This window comes from Rhodophyticola porphyridii, assembly GCF_003688285.1.
In the GTDB taxonomy this organism is placed as follows: Bacteria; Pseudomonadota; Alphaproteobacteria; order Rhodobacterales; family Rhodobacteraceae; genus Rhodophyticola; species Rhodophyticola porphyridii.
Genome location: NZ_RCNT01000005.1, coordinates 296845 through 314134, shown reverse-complemented (window position 1 = coordinate 314134; position 17290 = coordinate 296845). Strand labels below are relative to the sequence as shown.

Sequence of the window (17290 nt, the reverse complement as noted above, 5' to 3'; positions counted from 1 at the left end):
AGCACGATAGCGGAGCGCGCCCGATGCCATGGAACCTTGGAAGCAAGACGATCACGCGCGTCTGGCAGTTTGTCGACCAGTTCACGGCGACGGAAACGGTTGATCGCGCCGATCTCGATGTCGCGCTTGATGATATCAAGACCGGCGTGAACGATGCCATCACCTACCTGATCACCGAGATTGCGGATGCGGCGTCGAGCGAGCTTTACCTTGGTGTGGCATCGTCTCCGCCCACGACCAACAACACCGGCGGTGCGCTGGCCCAGGGCAACCTCTACATCAAGAGCCCGGAATACGACGCCTATGTCTGGACCGGGACCGCGTGGACGCTGGCCGAGCAGTTCGCGGCGGCATCGTCCTATTTCAAGGGGCTTGTGACGGCAGAGGACCAGGCCGCGCTTCGCGGCCTTTTGGGTCTTGGCTCTGCGTCGACCTTTGCCTCGACGTCCTTCGCAACTACCGCGCAGATCGTTGCCGAGGCGCAACGTCTGACCAACGCGATCCGGCCTGTGACGACCGGCGGCACGGGCAACGCTTTCACCATCGTTTCCAGCGATCCGGTGACGGCATATGCAGACCAACAGGCATGGCTGCTGCGCGCGGATCGTGCGCCGACCGGGGCTGCGACCCTGAATGTGGACGCGCTGGGCGCGAAGGACATCAAGAAGATCGACGCCTCCAACTCGCTAAGCGACATCGCGGATGGAGACTGGGCGGTGGGCGACATCATCCCGGTGTTCTACGATGGCACGCGGTTCGTAGTGCCGAAATACGGCCTGCTGAAGGCGGGCGCCCAATCGGCCTTTGCCGACAATGCAGCGGCGGCGCCGGGCACCTCCACAACCCTCATCATGAGCCCGGCCACCACCGAACATCACGCGAAACAGATGCCGCGGGTGGACTCGTCCACCAAGGTCATGGCCGCATAGGCGATCCGCTCGCTGGCGTGACTGTCGGAAAACCGGTCGCCGCCAAGGTAGTCTCGCATCCTCGCGGAGCGCTTCGTCAGCACCTGGAACGTGTGGTGCGAGGCCATCGCCATCACGGCGAAGACGCGGTCGATCCAGTCGTTGGGCGCGTCCTCATGGAACAAGTCGCCTATGGAGTTCACGAAATACATCGTCGGCTTGCGGCGGCGGAGCGGCGCGGTCAGGACACCCGCACCAAACCCCTTTCATTTCGGGGTTGAACGCCCCCCGGCCCCCCACTAGTAAGGCGCAAATTCTGCCAAGGGACCCGCCGGGTGCCCTTTTCACCTATGCGAGGACAATGATGAACGTCACCGAGACGCTGAACGACGGACTGAAGCGCGCCTATGAAATCACCATCACGGGCGCCGAGCTGGACGCGAAGGTGGACGAAAAACTGGCCGAGGCGCAGCCCGAGGTTGAAATGAAGGGCTTTCGCAAGGGCAAGGTGCCGTTGCCGCTTCTGAAGAAGCAGTTCGGCCCGCGCCTGATGGGCGAGGCAATGCAGGAAACCGTCGACGGCGCGATGCAGGGCCATCTGGAGGAGAGCGGCGACCGTCCCGCGATGCAGCCCGAGATCAAGATGGTCAACGAGGACTGGAAGGAAGGCGACGATATCGTTGTCTCCATGTCCTACGAAAAGCTGCCGGATATTCCGGATGTGGACTACAAGAAGCTGAAGCTGGAGCGGCTGGTCGTGTCCCCCGCGGAGGCGGAGGTCGACGAGGCTTTGGGCAAGATCGCCGAAAGCGCGCAGAACTTCGCGACCAAGAAAGGCAAGGCGGCCAAGGGCGATCAGGTGGTGATCGACTTCCTTGGCAAGGTCGATGGCGAGCCGTTCGATGGTGGCGCTGCGGAGGATTACCCGCTGGTCCTTGGGTCCGACAGTTTCATTCCGGGCTTCGAAGAGCAGCTTGTCGGCACCAAGGCGGGCGAGGAAAAGGATGTCGAGGTCTCCTTCCCCGAGGAGTATCAGGCCGAGCATCTTGCCGGCAAGGCGGCCGTGTTCGAGTGCAAGATCAAAGAGGTCAAGAAACCCGTACCGGCCGAGATGAATGACGAGCTGGCCAAGCAGTACGGGGCCGAGGATCTGGCCGCGTTGAAGGGCCAGATCGAGGAGCAGTTGAAGGCGCAGTATTCCGGCGCCGCCCGGCAGGTGCTGAAGCGGCAACTGCTGGACCAGCTGGACGATCTGGTGAAGTTCGATCTGCCGCCGTCGCTGGTCGATGCGGAAGCCGGCCAGATCGCCCATCAGCTCTGGCATGAGGAAAACCCCGACGTGCAGGGCCATGACCACCCGGAGATCGAGCCCACCGAGGAGCACAAGACGCTGGCCGAACGGCGCGTCCGTCTGGGCCTGCTTCTGGCAGAGCTTGGGCAGAAGAACGATGTTCAGGTTTCGGATGCCGAGATGACTCAGGCGATCATGAATCAGGCCCGGCAGTATCCGGGGCAGGAGCGCCAGTTCTTTGAGTTCATTCAGAAAAATCAGGCCGCGCAGCAGCAGCTTCGGGCCCCGCTTTTCGAGGACAAGGTGATTGATTTCATCTTCGAAATGGCGGCGGTGGAAGACAAGGACGTCTCCAAGGACGATCTGCAAAAGGCCGTCGAGGCGCTCGAAGACGAGGACTGAGACGTCGGCGCGACCCGCGCAGCCGATATCGCAGACCATCAGACAGTGTGATTTGGGCCGTCCTTAGGGCGGCCCTTTTTACATGCAAAACGCATAAAAAAGGCATGCCCCGAGAAAGGTTTTCCCTATGCGTTTGGCGGCAATCCGCCTATCGTTGTCGGTGTGCCCCGGTCATGGGGCGGCCCGACCCGTCCATGCCCGGTACGTGGAAGATACGTTGCCGCATCCATGGCCGGCGCAGGGCAGTTGATCCGGATCGTGGTCGGAGGGTCCTGCCTGCGCCCACATGTTTGACACTGATACGTTTACGGGAGGGAATTCCGATGAAATTATTCCTAGCCAGCATTTTTCTGTTCTTGTCCATGGGCATGGCGGCATTGGCCTGCCCGGCCTACCAACTGGCCGGAGGGTCCTTCACCTATACCGGCGACCAGCTTTACTCCCCGACCACCTTCGGTGTGCAGGCCGGCGGCGATAACAGCCTGGCCAATTGCGGTCTTGGCACTCTGGGATCGGGCAATTTCCGGTCGGCGCCCGATTACTCCTTCGATCTGTCGGGAATGGACAGCTATAGCTTGGTCATCGATGTGGACAGCCCGTGCGATGCGGCACTGCTCGTCAACACGGCCAACGGTCAGTGGCTTTTCGACGATGACAGCAACGGCAACCTCGATCCGCGGATCGAGCTTGCGACCGCGGCGCAGACCAATGGGCGGGTCGATGTCTGGGTCGGCACATTCGCAGGCGGCGGGTGCAGCGCGACCGTGACACTAGAGACCTTCCTCACACAAGCGCCCGCGCCCGTTCCCACCCCGGCACCGGCAAGCTGCCCGACATGGAACATGCAGGGTGCGCAGATCCAGCTTACCGGTGACCAGCTTTACGCACCGCAGCGCTATGGGGTTCAGGCGCAGGGCACCACGCCGGCATCGAGTTGCGGCGAGTTCCAGGGCACCGGCTATTTCAGCGCCGCGCCGCAATACTCCTTCTATCTGAGCGGGATGGATCCCTACCGTCTTGCGATAGACGTAGTGGCGGAATGCGATACGACCTTGCTGGTCAACAGCGCCGATACCATGTGGCATTTCGACGATGACGGCGCGGGGTATCCGAACCCCCGCCTCGATCTGGTCGGTGCCCAGGCGTTGAACGGGCGGGTCGATGTCTGGGTCGGCAGCTATTCCGGCGCGCCCTGCAACGCGACGCTGAACATGGAGACCTTCTATGTCACAGCGCCTGCTCCTCAGCCGCAACAGGCCGGTGGCTGCCCGAATTTCGCGCTGTCGGGTCAGCAGGTGAACATCACCGGTCAGCAACTTTACAGCCCGCAGGCCTATGGCGTTCAGGCTGGTGGCGGCACGCCCGTCGGCGATTGCGGCATCGGCGCGGGGGGCTATGCCAACGCGACGCCGGATTACACGTTCTTCCTGAGCGGGATGGACCAGTATCGGCTTGCCATCGACGTGGACAGCCAATGCGACAGTACGCTGATCGTGAACGCGGCCAATGGGCAGTGGTTCTATGATGACGACAGCAACGGCAATCTGGATCCGCGGCTGGATCTGCGGGGCGCGCACCTACTCAACGGGCGGGTCGATATCTGGGTCGGCAGCTTCGGCGGGAACAGCTGCCCCGCCACGCTGAACATGGAGACGTGGAACAACTGACCGGTTTCCAGCCTGACGACATCGCAAGACCCGCCAACTGAGGCGGGTCTTGCTGTTCTGGATTTCGCCCGGTCTCGTTGCATCCCCCCTTGGGAGGCGGGACAGCGGCCCCAGGTGGCGGACGGGCCTTGACGCTTCGTCAGGGCATGAAAAAAACCGCGCCGGGTAAGGGCGCGGTTTCGATTTTTTCCGGTGATGTGGAAGATCAGGCGGTCTTGTCGCCGTCTTCGCTGTCGCCTGCGTCTTCGACCGGCGCGTCGCCGCCGGTTTCGGCGGGCGCCTCCTCCAGATCGTCCAGTTGCGCGGCGCCGATATCGTCGAAGAGCTCGGCGATCTCGAACTCCGCGGCGGCCTCTTCTTCAGCGGCCAGTTCCTGGATCGATTTGCCGGAGGCCTGAAGCTCGGCTTCCTCGACGGAGCGGGCCACGTTTAGCGTGATGTCCACCTCCACCTCGGGGTGCAGGACGACATGCACGGTGTGCAGGCCCAGTTCCTTGATCGGACGGCTGAGCGCAACCTGCTTGCGGTCGATCGTGAAGCCATCGGCGGTGGCGGCATCGGCTGCATCGCGGGTGGTGACCGAGCCGTAGAGCGCCCCGGAATCGGAGGCGGAGCGGATCACGACAAACTGCTGACCGGCGAGCTTTTCGCCCATCTTGTCTGCCTCGGCCTTGGTTTCGAGGTTTTGCGCCTCAAGCTGGGCCTTCTGGGTTTCGAAGGCCTTCAGATTGCTTTCATTCGCGCGGAGGGCCTTTTTCTGCGGCAAGAGATAGTTGCGCGCATAGCCTTCCTTGACCGAAACCACTTCGCCCATCTGGCCCAGCTTGGCCACACGTTCAAGAAGGATAACATCCATGGGTCGTTCTCCTTATTTCACGGCGTAGGGCAGAAGGGCGAGAAACCGCGCACGCTTGATGGCCTGAGCCAGACGGCGCTGGTTCTTGGCACCGACGGCGGTGATGCGGCTGGGCACGATCTTGCCACGCTCAGAGATATAGCGTTGCAGCAGGCGCGTGTCCTTGTAGTCGATCTTCGGTGCGTTGTCGCCTTCGAACGGGTCGGATTTGCGACGGCGGAAAAACGGTTTTGCAGCCATTGGTCTTGATCCTTCCCTTAACGGCGCTCGCGGCGGTCGCCGCGTTCGTCACGTTTCTGCATCTGAACCGAGGGCAACTCGGGGTGTTCATCGACCTTGATGGTCAGAACCCGCATCACGTCGTCATGCAGACGCATCAGGCGTTCCATCTCCTGCACCGCGGTCGCAGGCGCGTCCGAACGCATGTAGGCGTAATGGCCCTTGCGGTTCTTGTTGATCTTGTAGGCCATGGTTTTGACACCCCAGTACTCGTGATCCACGAGGGTGCCGCCATTGTCGGACAGCACGGAGCCAAAATGTTCGATAAGGCCTTCGGCTTGCGTGTTGGACAGGTCCTGACGCGCAATCATCACATGCTCATAGAGCGGCATGTCATCTCCAGTTCATATCAAAGCGTGTTTCAAAGACCGGGGCGATGATCCTCCGCCCCCCGGTCACGAGAGACCACGCCGGTGTAAAAGCAACGACGGAGGAAGGGCGCCTTATAGGAAGGGTTCGCCCATGGCGCAAGGGGAAACCCGCCGCCTCGCGCTGGACGGCGGAGGAATTTCGCCGACCAGGGCGGGCGCGGTTGGCGAGGATCGGCCGGTCGAAGTCGGTCGGCGGCCAAGTATGGCCAACTCGGATTGCACTCGTGCGTTGATGCACAGGATCTGTTGAGGCAGATCGGGTTGCCATATGCTGGGAAGATCCGAGATTTACTCTGCTATGAGTTTGTTCTTTCAGGGAGTTCCCATGACCATGAAACGTCTTCTGTCCTCTGCCGCGCTGCTTGCCGCAGTCACAACCACCCCAGCCCTTGCCGATGCGGAGCTTTACCGGCTTGACGCATCGCACAGCCAGATTGTGTTCAGCTGGAACCATCTGGGCTTGTCCACGACCTATGGCATGTTTTCCGGTTTCGAGGGCGAGATCATGTTCGACGCCGATGATCCCGCAAACTCGTCTGTCAGCGTGTCGATGCCCACGACCTCGATGTTCACCGGTTGGGAGGCACGGACCGCCCATATGCTGGGCGATGATTTCTTTGCCGCCTCCGAAGACGACATGATCACCTTCGTCTCCACCGGGATCGAGGTGACCGGCGACGACACGGCCCTGATCACAGGCGATCTGACCATCGGCGATACGACGCAGGAAGTGGTGCTGGACGCGACCCTGAACTCCGCCGGGTCCAGCCCGTTGCCGCAGATGAACGGCGCGCTGGTGGCCGGCTTCGACGCGACCGCCACCTTGAGCCGGACGGCGTTCGGCTTGAGTGCCTTCACCCCCTTCGTGGGCGACGAGGTCAGCGTGGTGATTTCGGTGGAAGCGATCCGCGCCGCAGACATGGAAAGCTGAGCGCGGCAGCACCGCGGGCACGGTCGCGTGCCGGGTCGCCCCTTGCGAAAGGGGCGGCTTTCTTTTTGGCCGACATGGGGGCGTTGTGCGGGGGCCGGGGACGGGCGGAGGTTACTCCGCCTCGGCACGAACCGCCGTCAGGGCGACCCGCACATCCACACCGAAACCCATGCTGCTTTCATCGGGATAGCTGGGGCCCATCCCGAAATCGCGGCGATCAAGCGTCACCTGCCCGGACACTGTCGCGGTATCGTCGGCGATGGCCAGCGTGAAGGGCAGAACGGCAGGCACATCCCGACCGGCAAGCGACAGCACGCCATCGACGACGTAGCCCTGATCCGCCGCGCGGATGGGACCGGAGAAACGGGCCGTCGGGAAGACGGCGGCGTTGAAGAATTCCGCATCGAGCGCCTGTGTGGTAACGCCGCCGAGAGAAAGCGACCCGATGGCGATGACCACGTCCACGCGGCCATGGAGCCCATCAGACGGCGCTTCGGCAAAGTCGATCTCGGCCGTCCAGTCGGCGAAACTGCCGGTGACGGCGCTGCCCAGTTGCTGGACGGTGATTTCCAGCGTTCCGTCCCGCACCGCCCACTCCGACTGCACCTCCGCCAAACGCGGGATAGTGGCCCGATCGTCGGTTTGCAGGCCGAGGAGCGTGCCGCCCGCAAGCGCCAGCACCCAGATCGCGATCGCAAGGATAATGGCGCGATGATGTCCGCCGGCGCCACCGTCCGCTATCCGGTCCGGCAGCGCCGGCTGGCCCGGCAGCATCCGCGCAAGCGTTGCATCCCGGTCAATGTAATGGTGTTTCAGCGCGCCAATGATATGGAGCAGGATCGCGGCTGCCAGAAGCTTGGTGAAAAGCCAGTGCCAGGCGGCGAAGAATCCGGCCACTGCCTCCGACTGGGGAACAAAGGGCAGGGTCTGACCGAACGGCCACCAGATCGGCGCGAAGCCGGTGGTCGCAGCATGGTGCAGCCAGCCTGAAAGCGGCACGATCACGAGGCTTGCATAGAGCACGAGATGTGTTGCGTCGGCCAAGAGAACTTGAATGGGCCGCCCGGAGATCAGCGTTTGCGGCCGCGGCTGGATCGCCGCCCAGAAGATCCGCGCAAGCGCCACGAAGAAGGCGAGAAGCCCGATGGTCTTGTGCAGCGAGAACAGCAGTGCCTTGACGGCCAGTTGCGCGGAGCTGTCATAGGGCCAGGCATTGGCGACGAGCCCGAGCGGAATGGCGGTCAGAAGCAGCAGCGCAGTCAGCCAATGGAGGGTTTTTGCCACTGAGCCATAACGCCGCGAACTGTTGCGGGGGCCGGGGTGGTCGGGCCGGGCGTCGGTTGCCGTCATGATCCTTCGATCCTCTGCCGTGCTGGGTTGCAATTGATGGTTCAGAGTTAGCGGCTGGCGCGCCCGGCGCAACGCACAAGGCCTGTTCGCAATTGCGAAGAGCTGTTTCATGCGATAGCCCCGATCCTCGAAGCCAGCGATGTGGAGGAGCATCCCATGATCCGAGCCTTTATCTTTCCCGGACAGGGGGCGCAGACAATCGGCATGGGCCGTGATCTGGCCGATGCCTACCCAGAGGCCAAAGCCGTCTTCGAGGAGGTCGACGAGGCGCTTGGCGATGGGTTGAGCAGACTGATATGGGAGGGGGATATCGACGAGTTGACCCTGACGCGCAATGCGCAGCCGGCCCTGATGGCCACGTCGATGGCGGCGATGGCGGCCTTGCGCGCCGAAGGCGTCGAGGTGACGGCAGCCTCCTATGTGGCGGGGCATTCGCTGGGCGAGTATTCGGCGCTTTGCGCGGCGCGGTCGATCACGCTGGCCGATGCGGCGCGGCTTCTGCGGCACCGGGGCGAGGCGATGCAGGCGGCCGTTCCGGCGGGCGAGGGCGCCATGGCCGCGCTTCTGGGGCTGGATTTCGAGGCGGCCATGGCGGTGGCCAAGGAGGCGGCGGACGGACAGGTCTGTCAGGCCGCGAACGACAACGATCCGGGGCAGGTGGTGGTGTCGGGCCACCGGGGCGCGGTGATGCGCGCGGTGGAGATTGCCAAGGTCAAGGGCGCGAAACGGGCGGTGCTGCTGCCGGTCAGCGCCCCGTTTCACTGCGCCCTGATGGAGCCCGCCGCCAGCGCGATGGCCGAGGCGCTGAGCCATGTGGATATCGAGGAGCCGGTGGTGCCCCTTGTCGGGAATGTCACGGCCCATGCCGAAACCTCCAAGATGCTGATCCGGAACAATCTGGTGGATCAGGTCACCGGGTCCGTCCGCTGGCGCGAGAGCGTAGTTTGGATGGCGGCCCATGGCGTGACCGAAACCTGGGAGATTGGTGCGGGCAAGGCGCTGTCGGGCATGGTGCGCCGGATCGACCGGGAGATTGCCACCCGCACTGTGGGAACCGCCGATGAGGTCAAGGCGGCTGCGGCCGAGGCGCTGAGCAATGGCTAGGCGCGTTCTGTTCTGGGGTCTCGGCCTTGTCATTCTGGGGGCCGCCACCGCCGGTTTGCTGTATTTCGCAACCGCGGGCGCGACGGTTTTCCGGGTGGAGGGAGACCGGATGTACATGTCGGGCCCGATGACGGGGGCCAGCCCGGAGCGGTTCGAGATGCTGGTGGAGCAGAACCCGGGCCTGAGAACCGTGGTTCTGGGCGACATGCCGGGGGCCGCGGATATCACGGCGTTGCTTCAGAACGGTTATCGCATCCGGAGGCTGGGGCTGACGACCGAGGTGGCGCCGGGTGCCCGGATCGAAGGAGATGCGGTCTGGCTGGTGCTGGCGGGAGCCGGGCGGCAGATCGGCGCGGCGGCCGAGATCGTGATCAGCGACTGGGGCGGCGCGGACCTTGCCGAGGATGACGTGGCCCATGAGGAACGCCGCCGCTATGTGGCCGATATGCTGGGCGATGACGCGTTTTACCAGGCCACGCTGGATGCGGGCGCAGAGGGCCGCATCCTGACCGGGGAGGATTTCTCCGGGTTCGGGCTGGTGACCGGCGGTTGATTTCAAAAGGAGACTGTGATGACGGACTTGACGGGCAAATGCGCTTTGGTGACCGGGGCGTCAGGCGGGATCGGCGCGGATATCGCCCGACAGCTGCACGCCGCGGGCGCGACTGTGGGTCTGAGCGGAACGCGGGTGGAGCCGCTTGAGGCGCTGGCCGCGGAACTGGGCGGGCGGGCCCATGTCCTGCCCTGCAACCTGAGCGATGCAGAGGCGGTCGAGGCATTGCCGAAACAGGCGATCGCGGCGATGGGGTCTGTGGATATCCTTGTGAACAACGCGGGGATTACGCGGGATAATCTGTTCATGCGGATGTCCGACGAGGAATGGGCCAGCGTTCTGGAGGTGAACCTGACCTCCACCATGCGGCTGTGCCGGGGTGTTTTGCGCGGCATGATGAAGGCGCGCTGGGGCCGGATCGTGAATATCAGCTCGGTCGTGGGCGCCACGGGCAACCCGGGGCAGGGGAACTACGCGGCCTCCAAGGCGGGGATGGTGGGGATGTCGAAATCGCTGGCCTATGAAGTGGCGTCGCGGGGGATCACGGTCAACGCGGTGGCGCCGGGCTTCATCGAAACGGCCATGACCGACAAGCTGACCGACGAGCAGAAGACCAAGATCCTTGCACAGATCCCGGCGGGCCGGATGGGCACACCGGGCGAGATCGCCGCGGCGGTGGTGTATCTTGCAAGCCCGGAAGCGGGCTATGTGACCGGGACCACGCTGCATGTGAATGGCGGGATGGCGATGCTTTGAGCGGCATCTCCTGGCAGCAGCGGGTGAGCCTGATACTGGCCCGATATGGGCAGAAACCCGTGTTGGCGCTGCCTTTTCCGCAGCCGGTGGCGCGGGCGCTGTTCAATCTGAACGCGCGGATCGTCTACAAAACGCCGCGCGATCTGACGCTGCGGGCGGACAGGATCGGCGGCGTGCCGGGCGTTTGGGCGGGACGGCGGGGGCAGGCGAAAAACGGCGTGCTGCTGTTTCTGCATGGCGGCGCCTTTGTTCTGGGATCGGTCAGGTCCTATCGCCATCTGGTGGCGGCCCTTGCGGCCGAGGCGGGGCTGGAGGGGTTTCTGGCGGACTACCGGCTGGCCCCGGAGCATCCGTTTCCCGCGGCGCTGGACGATGCGCTGGCGGCTTACCGGGGGCTTTTGGCGGCGGGGCACGCGCCGGACCGCATCGCCCTTGCCGGAGACAGCGCGGGCGGAGGGCTGGTTCTGTCGCTGCTGCATGTTCTGGGGCGGGACGGCCTGCCGATGCCGGCGGTGGCCGGCGTGATGTCGCCGATCACGGATATGACCTTTTCCGGCGCTTCGATAACCGGGAACCTGAAACGCGACCCGCTGATCCCGGTGAAATGGGGATATCGCGGGGTCATGGAGTATCTGAACGGGCACGATCCGGATGATCCGCGGGTTTCGCCGCTATTCGGAGATTTTTCGAGCGCGCCACCGGTGATGATACAGGCTTGCGAAACCGAGGTTTTACGCGACGACGGGGTTCGCATGGCCGATTTGCTGCGGCGGGCCGGGCGTGAGGTGGTTCTGGATATCTGGCCCAGGGTGCCCCATGTGTGGCATCTGATGGCCGGACGTGTGCCCGAGGCGGACCGGGCCATTGCCGAGCTGGGCGGATTTCTGAGCCGCCATATTGCAAGGGAAACGGGCGATTCGAGAGAACGGGAGGGACCGGAAAAACCGCAACCAGCATAGTTGCCTTCGCTTCGGAGTATGCTATAGGCGGCGCAGATTTGCCGGGGGGCGGGAACGCCAGACGGAAATGAACCGGCTTGTCCGGTTTGGAAACCGCCAGATGGGCGAAACGAAGGGTGGCACGGACTATGTCTGCCCGCAACGGATGAGGAAAGACCATGAGCGACATCGCAGATCGCGTGAAGAAAATCGTCGTCGAGCACCTGAGCGTGGAAGAGGACAAAGTAACGGAAAACGCCTCGTTCATCGATGATCTGGGCGCAGATTCGCTCGATACCGTTGAACTGGTCATGGCATTCGAAGAGGAATTCGGCATCGAGATTCCCGACGATGCGGCCGAAACCATTCAGACTTTCGGCGATGCGGTGAAATTCATCAAGGAAGCATCGTAAGCGATCGATTGCCAGTTTTGGAATTTGCAGGCGGCATCCTTTTGCGGGTGCCGTTTTGCTTTTTGCGGGCTGTTTTCCACCGGAAACACGGGTTGTCGCCCTTTGGTTTGCAGGCCACGGCCGGGCGGTATCCCCAGTTGGAATTGCATGCAGCATCTTGCCGGGCGGGATATAGAGAACCGGACGCCCACCACGTGATCGCCGGGCTGGGGATTGCCCCGGATCACCCAATGGCGGTATCAGGTGTCGAATTGCGCTGAGAAGATAAGGGGCGGGATATGAGGCGAGTGGTTGTTACCGGGCTGGGGCTGGTTACGCCTTTGGCCTGTGGAGTCGAAGAAAGCTGGTCGCGTTTGCTGGCCGGAAAATCGGGCGCGGGCACGATTACCAAGTTCGATACGACGGGCTTTGCCACCACCTATGCCTGTGAAGTGCCGCGGGGCGACGGCACTGATGGCACGTTCAATCCGGATGACTGGATGGAGCCGAAAGAGCAGCGCAAGGTCGACGAATTCATCCTTTACGGAATGGCCGCCGCGCAGCAGGCCGTGGAAGACGCGGGCTGGATGCCGGAGGCCCATGAAGACCGGATCCGGACCGGGGTCATGATCGGATCCGGGATCGGCGGGTTGAACTCCATCGCCGAGACCTCGATCACGCTGAACGAACGCGGGCCGCGGCGGGTGTCGCCCTTCTTCGTGCCCGGTGCCCTGATCAATCTTGTCAGCGGTCAGGTGAGCATCCGCTACGGTTTCAAGGGACCGAACCATGCGGTCGTGACCGCCTGTTCGACCGGCGCGCATGCGATTGGCGACGCGGCGCGTCTTATCATGCTTGACGATGCGGATGTGATGATCGCCGGCGGGGCCGAAAGCCCGATCGGCGCAATCGGCGTGGCCGGGTTCAACGCGTGCAAGGCGCTTAGCACCAAGCGCGGCCATGAGCCGGAGAAGGCCAGCCGGCCCTGGGACGCGGATAGCGACGGGTTCGTCATGGGAGAGGGCGCGGGTATAGTCGTGCTGGAGGAGTACGAGCATGCGAAGGCCCGCGGCGCACGGATTTACGCGGAGATACTGGGCTACGGCCTGTCGGGCGATGCCCATCACATCACTGCGCCGCCGCCGGATCACGAAGGCGCGGAGCGTGCTATGCGGGCGGCCCTGAAACGCGCGGGGCTGGAGCCTTCGGCGGTGGATTACGTGAACGCCCATGGAACATCCACTATGGCCGACACGATCGAACTGGGGGCCGTGGAGCGGCTGATGGGGGACCATGCGGAAAACCTGCTGATGTCGTCCACCAAATCGGCGACCGGGCATCTGTTGGGCGCGGCCGGTGCGATCGAGGCGATCTTCGCGATCCTGGCGTTGCGCGATCAGGTGGCACCGCCGACGATCAACCTGGACACTCCGGCGGCCGAAACCCGGATCAACCTTTGTGCCAACACCAAGGTCGAGGGCGAGATCAACGTGGTTCAATCGAATTCTTTCGGGTTTGGCGGAACGAATGCCTGCCTGATCATGGGGAAAGTCTGACCTTATGTGGAAACACGTTGCCGCCAACGGGCTGAGTTTTCTGATCGTGGCGTTCATTGCCTTTGCGGCGGCGATCGGCTGGGGGCAGCGGGAATTCACCACGTCGGGGCCCTTGCAGCAGGCGATCTTTTTCGAAGTGGAGCGGGGCGCGAGCCTGCGCAGCGTGTCGGAGGGGCTTGCCGAGGACGGGGCCATTTCCAGTCCGATGGTCTTCCGGCTTGGTGCGGATTACACCGGACAGGCCGGGGAACTGCGCTTCGGGAATTACGAGATCCCGGCGGGTGCCTCCATGGCGGAGATTCTGGATATCGTGACATCCGGGGCGGCCTCGACCTTTCGCTATACGGCGACATTCGTGTTGCGCAACCAGGGCACGGGCGAGATGCGTCTGCGGGAGCGTGTGCCGGGCACGGGCGAGATCATCGAACTGGCGACCTTTGCCTATGAAGAGGAAGTGCCGGAGATTTACCGGGAGCTGACGGGCAGCGATGCACAGGTGGTGTACAGGGTTTCGGTGCCCGAGGGGCTGACCAGCTGGCAGATCGTCGAGGGGCTCAACCAGGCGGAGTTTCTGAGCGGGGAGGTGCCGGAACTGCCGCAGGAGGGCATGCTGGCGCCGGACACCTATGAGGTAGAGCGCGGCGCGGACAGGCAGGAGTTGCTGGCGCGGATGCAGGCGGCACAGGAGGAGGTCCTGACAGCGGCCTGGGAGGCCCGTGCCGATGACGTGCCGCTGGACACGATCGAGGAGGCGCTGATTCTGGCGTCGATCATCGAGAAGGAAACCTCGGTGCCGGAAGAGCGCGGCCGGGTGGCGAGCGTTTTCGAGAATCGCCTGAACCGGGGGATGCGGTTGCAGACCGACCCGACGGTGATTTACGGGGTCACCAACGGGCGTGGTGTATTGGGCCGCGGCATCCGGCAGAGCGAGTTGCGCGATGACAATCCGTGGAACACCTATGTGATCGACGGCCTGCCGATTACCCCGATCGCAAACCCTGGACGGGCCGCAATCGAGGCGGCGCTGAACCCGGACGAAACGGATTACGTGTTCTTCGTTGCCGATGGGACGGGGGGCCATGCCTTCGCCGAAACCCTTGAGGAGCATAACCGGAACGTGGCCCGCTGGCGCCAGATCGAAGCGGAACGCGAGGCATCCGCGACCGAGTGAGGCCCCGCGCGATGCGGATCGCGGCGTGGGATCCCAGCCTCTCCGTGGCCCTGGCACCTTGGGGAGAAGGAGGCACGGGACGTTAACAGAGTGTAACGCCGTGCGAGCCCTGTTAACCCTTTGTAAATGAAAAACTTATTGACTGTGCGCGCGGTCTGTGGCATCACTTGTGACATGCTGGAAGAAGTGGGTAAGCGGCCCGGGATTTGATATCCCGCGGTCGTTTTTTCATTTCTCGCTCGTGCGGGTTTTAAGCACGGGGACTATTGAACTTGACAGCCATTACTCACGAAACACCCGGTCCGGAAACGGACCGCAACGACCTGGCACGGGCCGAAGGGATCGTGGCCGAGGCAATGAAGGCGTTCGATGTGGCGCTGGAGGTGCTGTCCGATGCGATTGACGCGCTGCGGGCAGAAAAGACGGTGGGCGAACAGGAGGTCACCAAGGACCTCAGGGCGATGAACAACGCCTATATGTTCGCCTTGCAGATGCGGGAGAAAGCGCGTGACGCAGGAGACAGACACGGGGCCGCTGCCGGGGGGGGAGGACTTGACCTTGACGCAGCGCGCGAGGAGATCGGCCTCCGCCTGGCTTGCCTTGAGGCCGCAAGCGGAGGTGGACGCGTTTCTGGAAAGCCTGAGTGATCAGGCGCTGGCGGCGCTGCCCTACATCTTCGATGTCTGGGCCTTGCCGCATCAATTGCCGCCGGAGGGGGACTGGCGGACCTGGGTGATCCTGGGCGGTCGCGGCGCGGGGAAAACCCGCGCCGGGGCCGAATGGGTGCGGATGATGGTCGAAGGCGGCACGGCCGAGGCGCCGGGACGGGCGCGGCGGCTGGCGCTGGTGGGGGAGACCTACGACCAGGCGCTGGCCGTCATGGTGAAGGGCGAGAGCGGGATATTGGCCTGCTCTCCGCCCGACCGGCGTCCGCACTGGGTGGCCGGGGAGCGGATGCTGGTCTGGCCGAACGGCGCCGAGGCGCGGCTCTACTCCGCTCATGACCCGGAGGCGCTGCGGGGGCCGCAATTCGATGCGGCATGGGTCGATGAGTTGGCCAAGTGGAAACGGGCGCAGGACACCTGGGACATGTTGCAGTTCGGGCTGCGGCTAGGCCGCCATCCGCAACAGGTCGTCACTACTACACCGCGCAATGTGGCGGTCCTGAAGGATCTGCTGACCCGGGAGAACACGGTGATGACAAGCGCGCCGACGGAGGCGAACCGGGCCTATCTGGCGCCGTCCTTTCTGGACGATGTGAGGGAGCGCTACGGGAATACGCGACTGGGCCGGCAGGAGCTGGACGGGGAACTGCTGGAGGATGTGGATGGCGCGCTGTGGCGGCGGGCGGATCTGGATGCCGCACGGGTCGAGGCGGTGCCCGACGGCGCGCGCGTGATCGTGGCGGTGGACCCGCCGGTGACGGGACATGACGGCTCCGATGCGTGCGGGATCGTGGTTGTGGGCGTTGTCCGCGACGGGCCGCCCGAAAAATGGCACGCGGTCGTGATCGAGGATTGCTCGGTCCGGGCGGCAACGCCGCAGGGCTGGGCGGAAGTCGCGAGTGCGGCCTATCACCGGCACGGGGCCGGACGGATGGTGGCGGAGGTCAATCAGGGCGGCGATCTAGTCGAAACGATCATGCGGCAGACCGATCCGTTGGTGAATTACCGGGCGGTGCGGGCCTCTCGCGGGAAGGTGGCCCGCGCGGAGCCTGTGGCGGCGTTGTATGAGCAGGGCAGGGTCCGGCATCTGGGCGCCTTGCCGGAACTGGAAGACGAGATGTGCAAGATGGCGCTGACCGGGTTCGAGGGTCGCGGGAGCCCGGACCGGGTGGATGCGCTGGTATGGGCGCTGACCGACGGGATGCTGGGGCCGGCGCGGGCCTATCGGAACCCCGCGGTGCGGACGCTGTAACGAAGGTGGATTTGGTCGAAGGGGCGCTCATCCGCCCTTGTCGGGGTGCCTCGCATGATGCGGCGGCGCCCTTTTTCATGGACTGAGGAGAGATGCGGATGGTGTTTGATTTCTTGAAACGCGGCACGGTCGAAGTGCCGGAGGCCAAGGCCTCGGCGGCGGGCCGGGTGATGGCCTGGGGCGGGGCCGGGCGTGTCGCATGTACGCAGTGTCGAGTTATGGGAGCCGTTTCGCGCGCCGGTTGCGCCCGGCGACATGATCCGGCTGGAGGCAGGGTGTGACAAGCGCATGGAGACCTGCCGGCTGAAGTTCAACAACCTGCTGAATTTCAGAGGTTTTCCGGATATTCCAGGAGACGACTGGCTGATGAGTTATCCCGCCAGAACCAATGCGCGCGACGGTGGGTCACGCCGATGAGCAGGGTCGTGATTGTGGCCCGTGGCTGGCTGGGAACGCCTTATCTGCATCAGGCAAGCTGCAAGGGCGCGGGATGCGATTGCCTTGGATTGCTGCGCGGCGTCTGGCGCGAGATCTATGGCGCGGAACCCGAAGCGGTACGGCCCTATTCGCAGGACTGGTCGGAGCCCGAAGGGGTTGAGCGGCTTTGGGCGGCGGCGCTTCGGCATCTCTGCCCCAAACCCCTCACCGAGATCGCAACGGGCGATGTGCTTTTGTTTCGCATGCGTCACGGATCTGTCACCAAGCATCTGGGGCTTCAGGGGAATATCGGCCCTGCGGCAACATTCATCCACGCCTATTCCGGGCATGGCGTGGTGGAAAGCGCGCTGAGCGCGCCCTGGGCACGGCGCATCGTCGCGCGATTTGCCTTCCCCGAAAGGACATAAAGA

19 protein-coding genes and 1 pseudogene are annotated in these 17290 nt (G+C 63.8%); 15 read left to right on the top strand and 5 right to left on the bottom strand.

What is annotated here, in order from left to right:
* Positions 1 to 23: 23 nt before the first annotated feature.
* Complete coding sequence (locus D9R08_RS11970; protein ID WP_121898265.1) at positions 24 to 929, top strand: hypothetical protein; 906 nt, start codon at positions 24 to 26, stop codon at positions 927 to 929.
* Here D9R08_RS11970 and D9R08_RS11965 read toward each other — a convergent pair.
* Positions 875 to 1153, bottom strand: coding sequence for a DUF5131 family protein (locus tag D9R08_RS11965; protein ID WP_267898153.1), 279 nt, complete (start codon positions 1151 to 1153; stop codon positions 875 to 877). The two genes, D9R08_RS11970 and D9R08_RS11965, sit on opposite strands and share 55 nt — an antisense overlap.
* Before the next feature lie 119 nt (positions 1154 to 1272).
* Here D9R08_RS11965 and tig point away from each other — a divergent pair, with 119 nt between their 5' ends.
* Both tig and D9R08_RS19245 read left to right on the top strand, forming a co-directional pair.
* Entirely contained in the window at positions 1273 to 2601 is a 1329-nt protein-coding gene (gene tig, locus D9R08_RS11960; RefSeq protein ID WP_121898328.1) for a trigger factor, read from the top strand.
* A 323-nt stretch (positions 2602 to 2924) separates the two neighbouring features.
* The gene (locus tag D9R08_RS19245; protein WP_199709338.1) at positions 2925 to 4268 is read left to right on the top strand and encodes a hypothetical protein; all 1344 of its coding nucleotides are present in this window, start codon (positions 2925 to 2927) and stop codon (positions 4266 to 4268) included.
* Positions 4269 to 4473: 205 nt separating this feature from the next.
* On the opposite strand, the gene rplI is transcribed toward D9R08_RS19245, so the two are convergent.
* Genes rplI through rpsF form a run of 3 tightly spaced genes read right to left on the bottom strand, consistent with a single transcriptional unit; the run spans position 4474 to position 5735 of the window.
* Positions 4474 to 5124: a 50S ribosomal protein L9 gene (gene rplI / locus D9R08_RS11950; RefSeq protein WP_121898263.1), complete on the bottom strand. Its 651-nt coding sequence runs from the start codon at positions 5122 to 5124 to the stop codon at positions 4474 to 4476.
* A 12-nt stretch (positions 5125 to 5136) separates the two neighbouring features.
* A complete protein-coding gene (gene rpsR / locus D9R08_RS11945) occupies positions 5137 to 5364 on the bottom strand; it encodes a 30S ribosomal protein S18 (RefSeq protein ID WP_121898262.1) in 228 nt (75 codons plus the stop codon).
* Positions 5365 to 5381: 17 nt separating this feature from the next.
* The gene (gene rpsF / locus D9R08_RS11940) at positions 5382 to 5735 is read right to left on the bottom strand and encodes a 30S ribosomal protein S6 (RefSeq protein WP_121898261.1); all 354 of its coding nucleotides are present in this window, start codon (positions 5733 to 5735) and stop codon (positions 5382 to 5384) included.
* A 370-nt stretch (positions 5736 to 6105) separates the two neighbouring features.
* Between rpsF and D9R08_RS11935 the strand changes: the two genes are divergently transcribed.
* Positions 6106 to 6705 carry a YceI family protein gene (locus D9R08_RS11935; protein ID WP_121898327.1) on the top strand — a complete coding sequence of 200 codons (600 nt, stop codon included), beginning with the start codon at positions 6106 to 6108 and terminating at the stop codon, positions 6703 to 6705.
* A gap of 111 nt (positions 6706 to 6816) precedes the next feature.
* On the opposite strand, the gene D9R08_RS11930 is transcribed toward D9R08_RS11935, so the two are convergent.
* Positions 6817 to 8055: a cytochrome b/b6 domain-containing protein gene (locus tag D9R08_RS11930; protein ID WP_121898260.1), complete on the bottom strand. Its 1239-nt coding sequence runs from the start codon at positions 8053 to 8055 to the stop codon at positions 6817 to 6819.
* Between the two features lie 156 nt (positions 8056 to 8211).
* Here D9R08_RS11930 and fabD point away from each other — a divergent pair, with 156 nt between their 5' ends.
* The 11 genes and pseudogenes from fabD to D9R08_RS11870 all read left to right on the top strand — a co-directional run bounded on the left by fabD (position 8212) and on the right by D9R08_RS11870 (position 17287).
* A complete protein-coding gene (gene fabD, locus D9R08_RS11925) occupies positions 8212 to 9159 on the top strand; it encodes an ACP S-malonyltransferase (protein WP_121898326.1) in 948 nt (315 codons plus the stop codon).
* Complete coding sequence (locus D9R08_RS11920; protein ID WP_121898259.1) at positions 9152 to 9712, top strand: hypothetical protein; 561 nt, start codon at positions 9152 to 9154, stop codon at positions 9710 to 9712. The genes fabD and D9R08_RS11920 overlap by 8 nt, the downstream gene beginning before the upstream one ends.
* Before the next feature lie 18 nt (positions 9713 to 9730).
* On the top strand, positions 9731 to 10468 hold the full coding sequence (gene fabG / locus D9R08_RS11915) for a 3-oxoacyl-ACP reductase FabG (protein ID WP_121898258.1): 738 nt from the start codon (positions 9731 to 9733) through the stop codon (positions 10466 to 10468).
* Positions 10465 to 11427, top strand: a complete 963-nt coding sequence (locus D9R08_RS11910) for an alpha/beta hydrolase (protein ID WP_121898257.1) — start codon at positions 10465 to 10467, stop codon at positions 11425 to 11427. The genes fabG and D9R08_RS11910 overlap by 4 nt, the downstream gene beginning before the upstream one ends.
* 158 nt (positions 11428 to 11585) lie before the next feature.
* A complete protein-coding gene (locus tag D9R08_RS11905; RefSeq protein WP_121898256.1) occupies positions 11586 to 11819 on the top strand; it encodes an acyl carrier protein in 234 nt (77 codons plus the stop codon).
* Positions 11820 to 12097: 278 nt separating this feature from the next.
* Positions 12098 to 13354 carry a beta-ketoacyl-ACP synthase II gene (gene fabF, locus D9R08_RS11900; protein ID WP_121898255.1) on the top strand — a complete coding sequence of 419 codons (1257 nt, stop codon included), beginning with the start codon at positions 12098 to 12100 and terminating at the stop codon, positions 13352 to 13354.
* Positions 13355 to 13358: 4 nt separating this feature from the next.
* On the top strand, positions 13359 to 14525 hold the full coding sequence (gene mltG, locus D9R08_RS11895) for an endolytic transglycosylase MltG (RefSeq protein WP_121898254.1): 1167 nt from the start codon (positions 13359 to 13361) through the stop codon (positions 14523 to 14525).
* A 272-nt stretch (positions 14526 to 14797) separates the two neighbouring features.
* Positions 14798 to 15172 (top strand): hypothetical protein, encoded by a 375-nt coding sequence (locus D9R08_RS11890; protein ID WP_147450667.1) that lies wholly within the window; start codon positions 14798 to 14800, stop codon positions 15170 to 15172.
* Positions 15144 to 16442 (top strand): DNA-packaging protein, encoded by a 1299-nt coding sequence (locus D9R08_RS11885; RefSeq protein WP_121898252.1) that lies wholly within the window; start codon positions 15144 to 15146, stop codon positions 16440 to 16442. The genes D9R08_RS11890 and D9R08_RS11885 overlap by 29 nt, the downstream gene beginning before the upstream one ends.
* Before the next feature lie 204 nt (positions 16443 to 16646).
* Positions 16647 to 16859 (top strand): annotated as a pseudogene (locus D9R08_RS11875) (phage BR0599 family protein); the annotation flags it as partial.
* Entirely contained in the window at positions 16856 to 17287 is a 432-nt protein-coding gene (locus tag D9R08_RS11870; protein ID WP_121898249.1) for a C40 family peptidase, read from the top strand. The pseudogene D9R08_RS11875 and the gene D9R08_RS11870, both read left to right, overlap by 4 nt.
* Positions 17288 to 17290 lie beyond the last annotated feature (3 nt).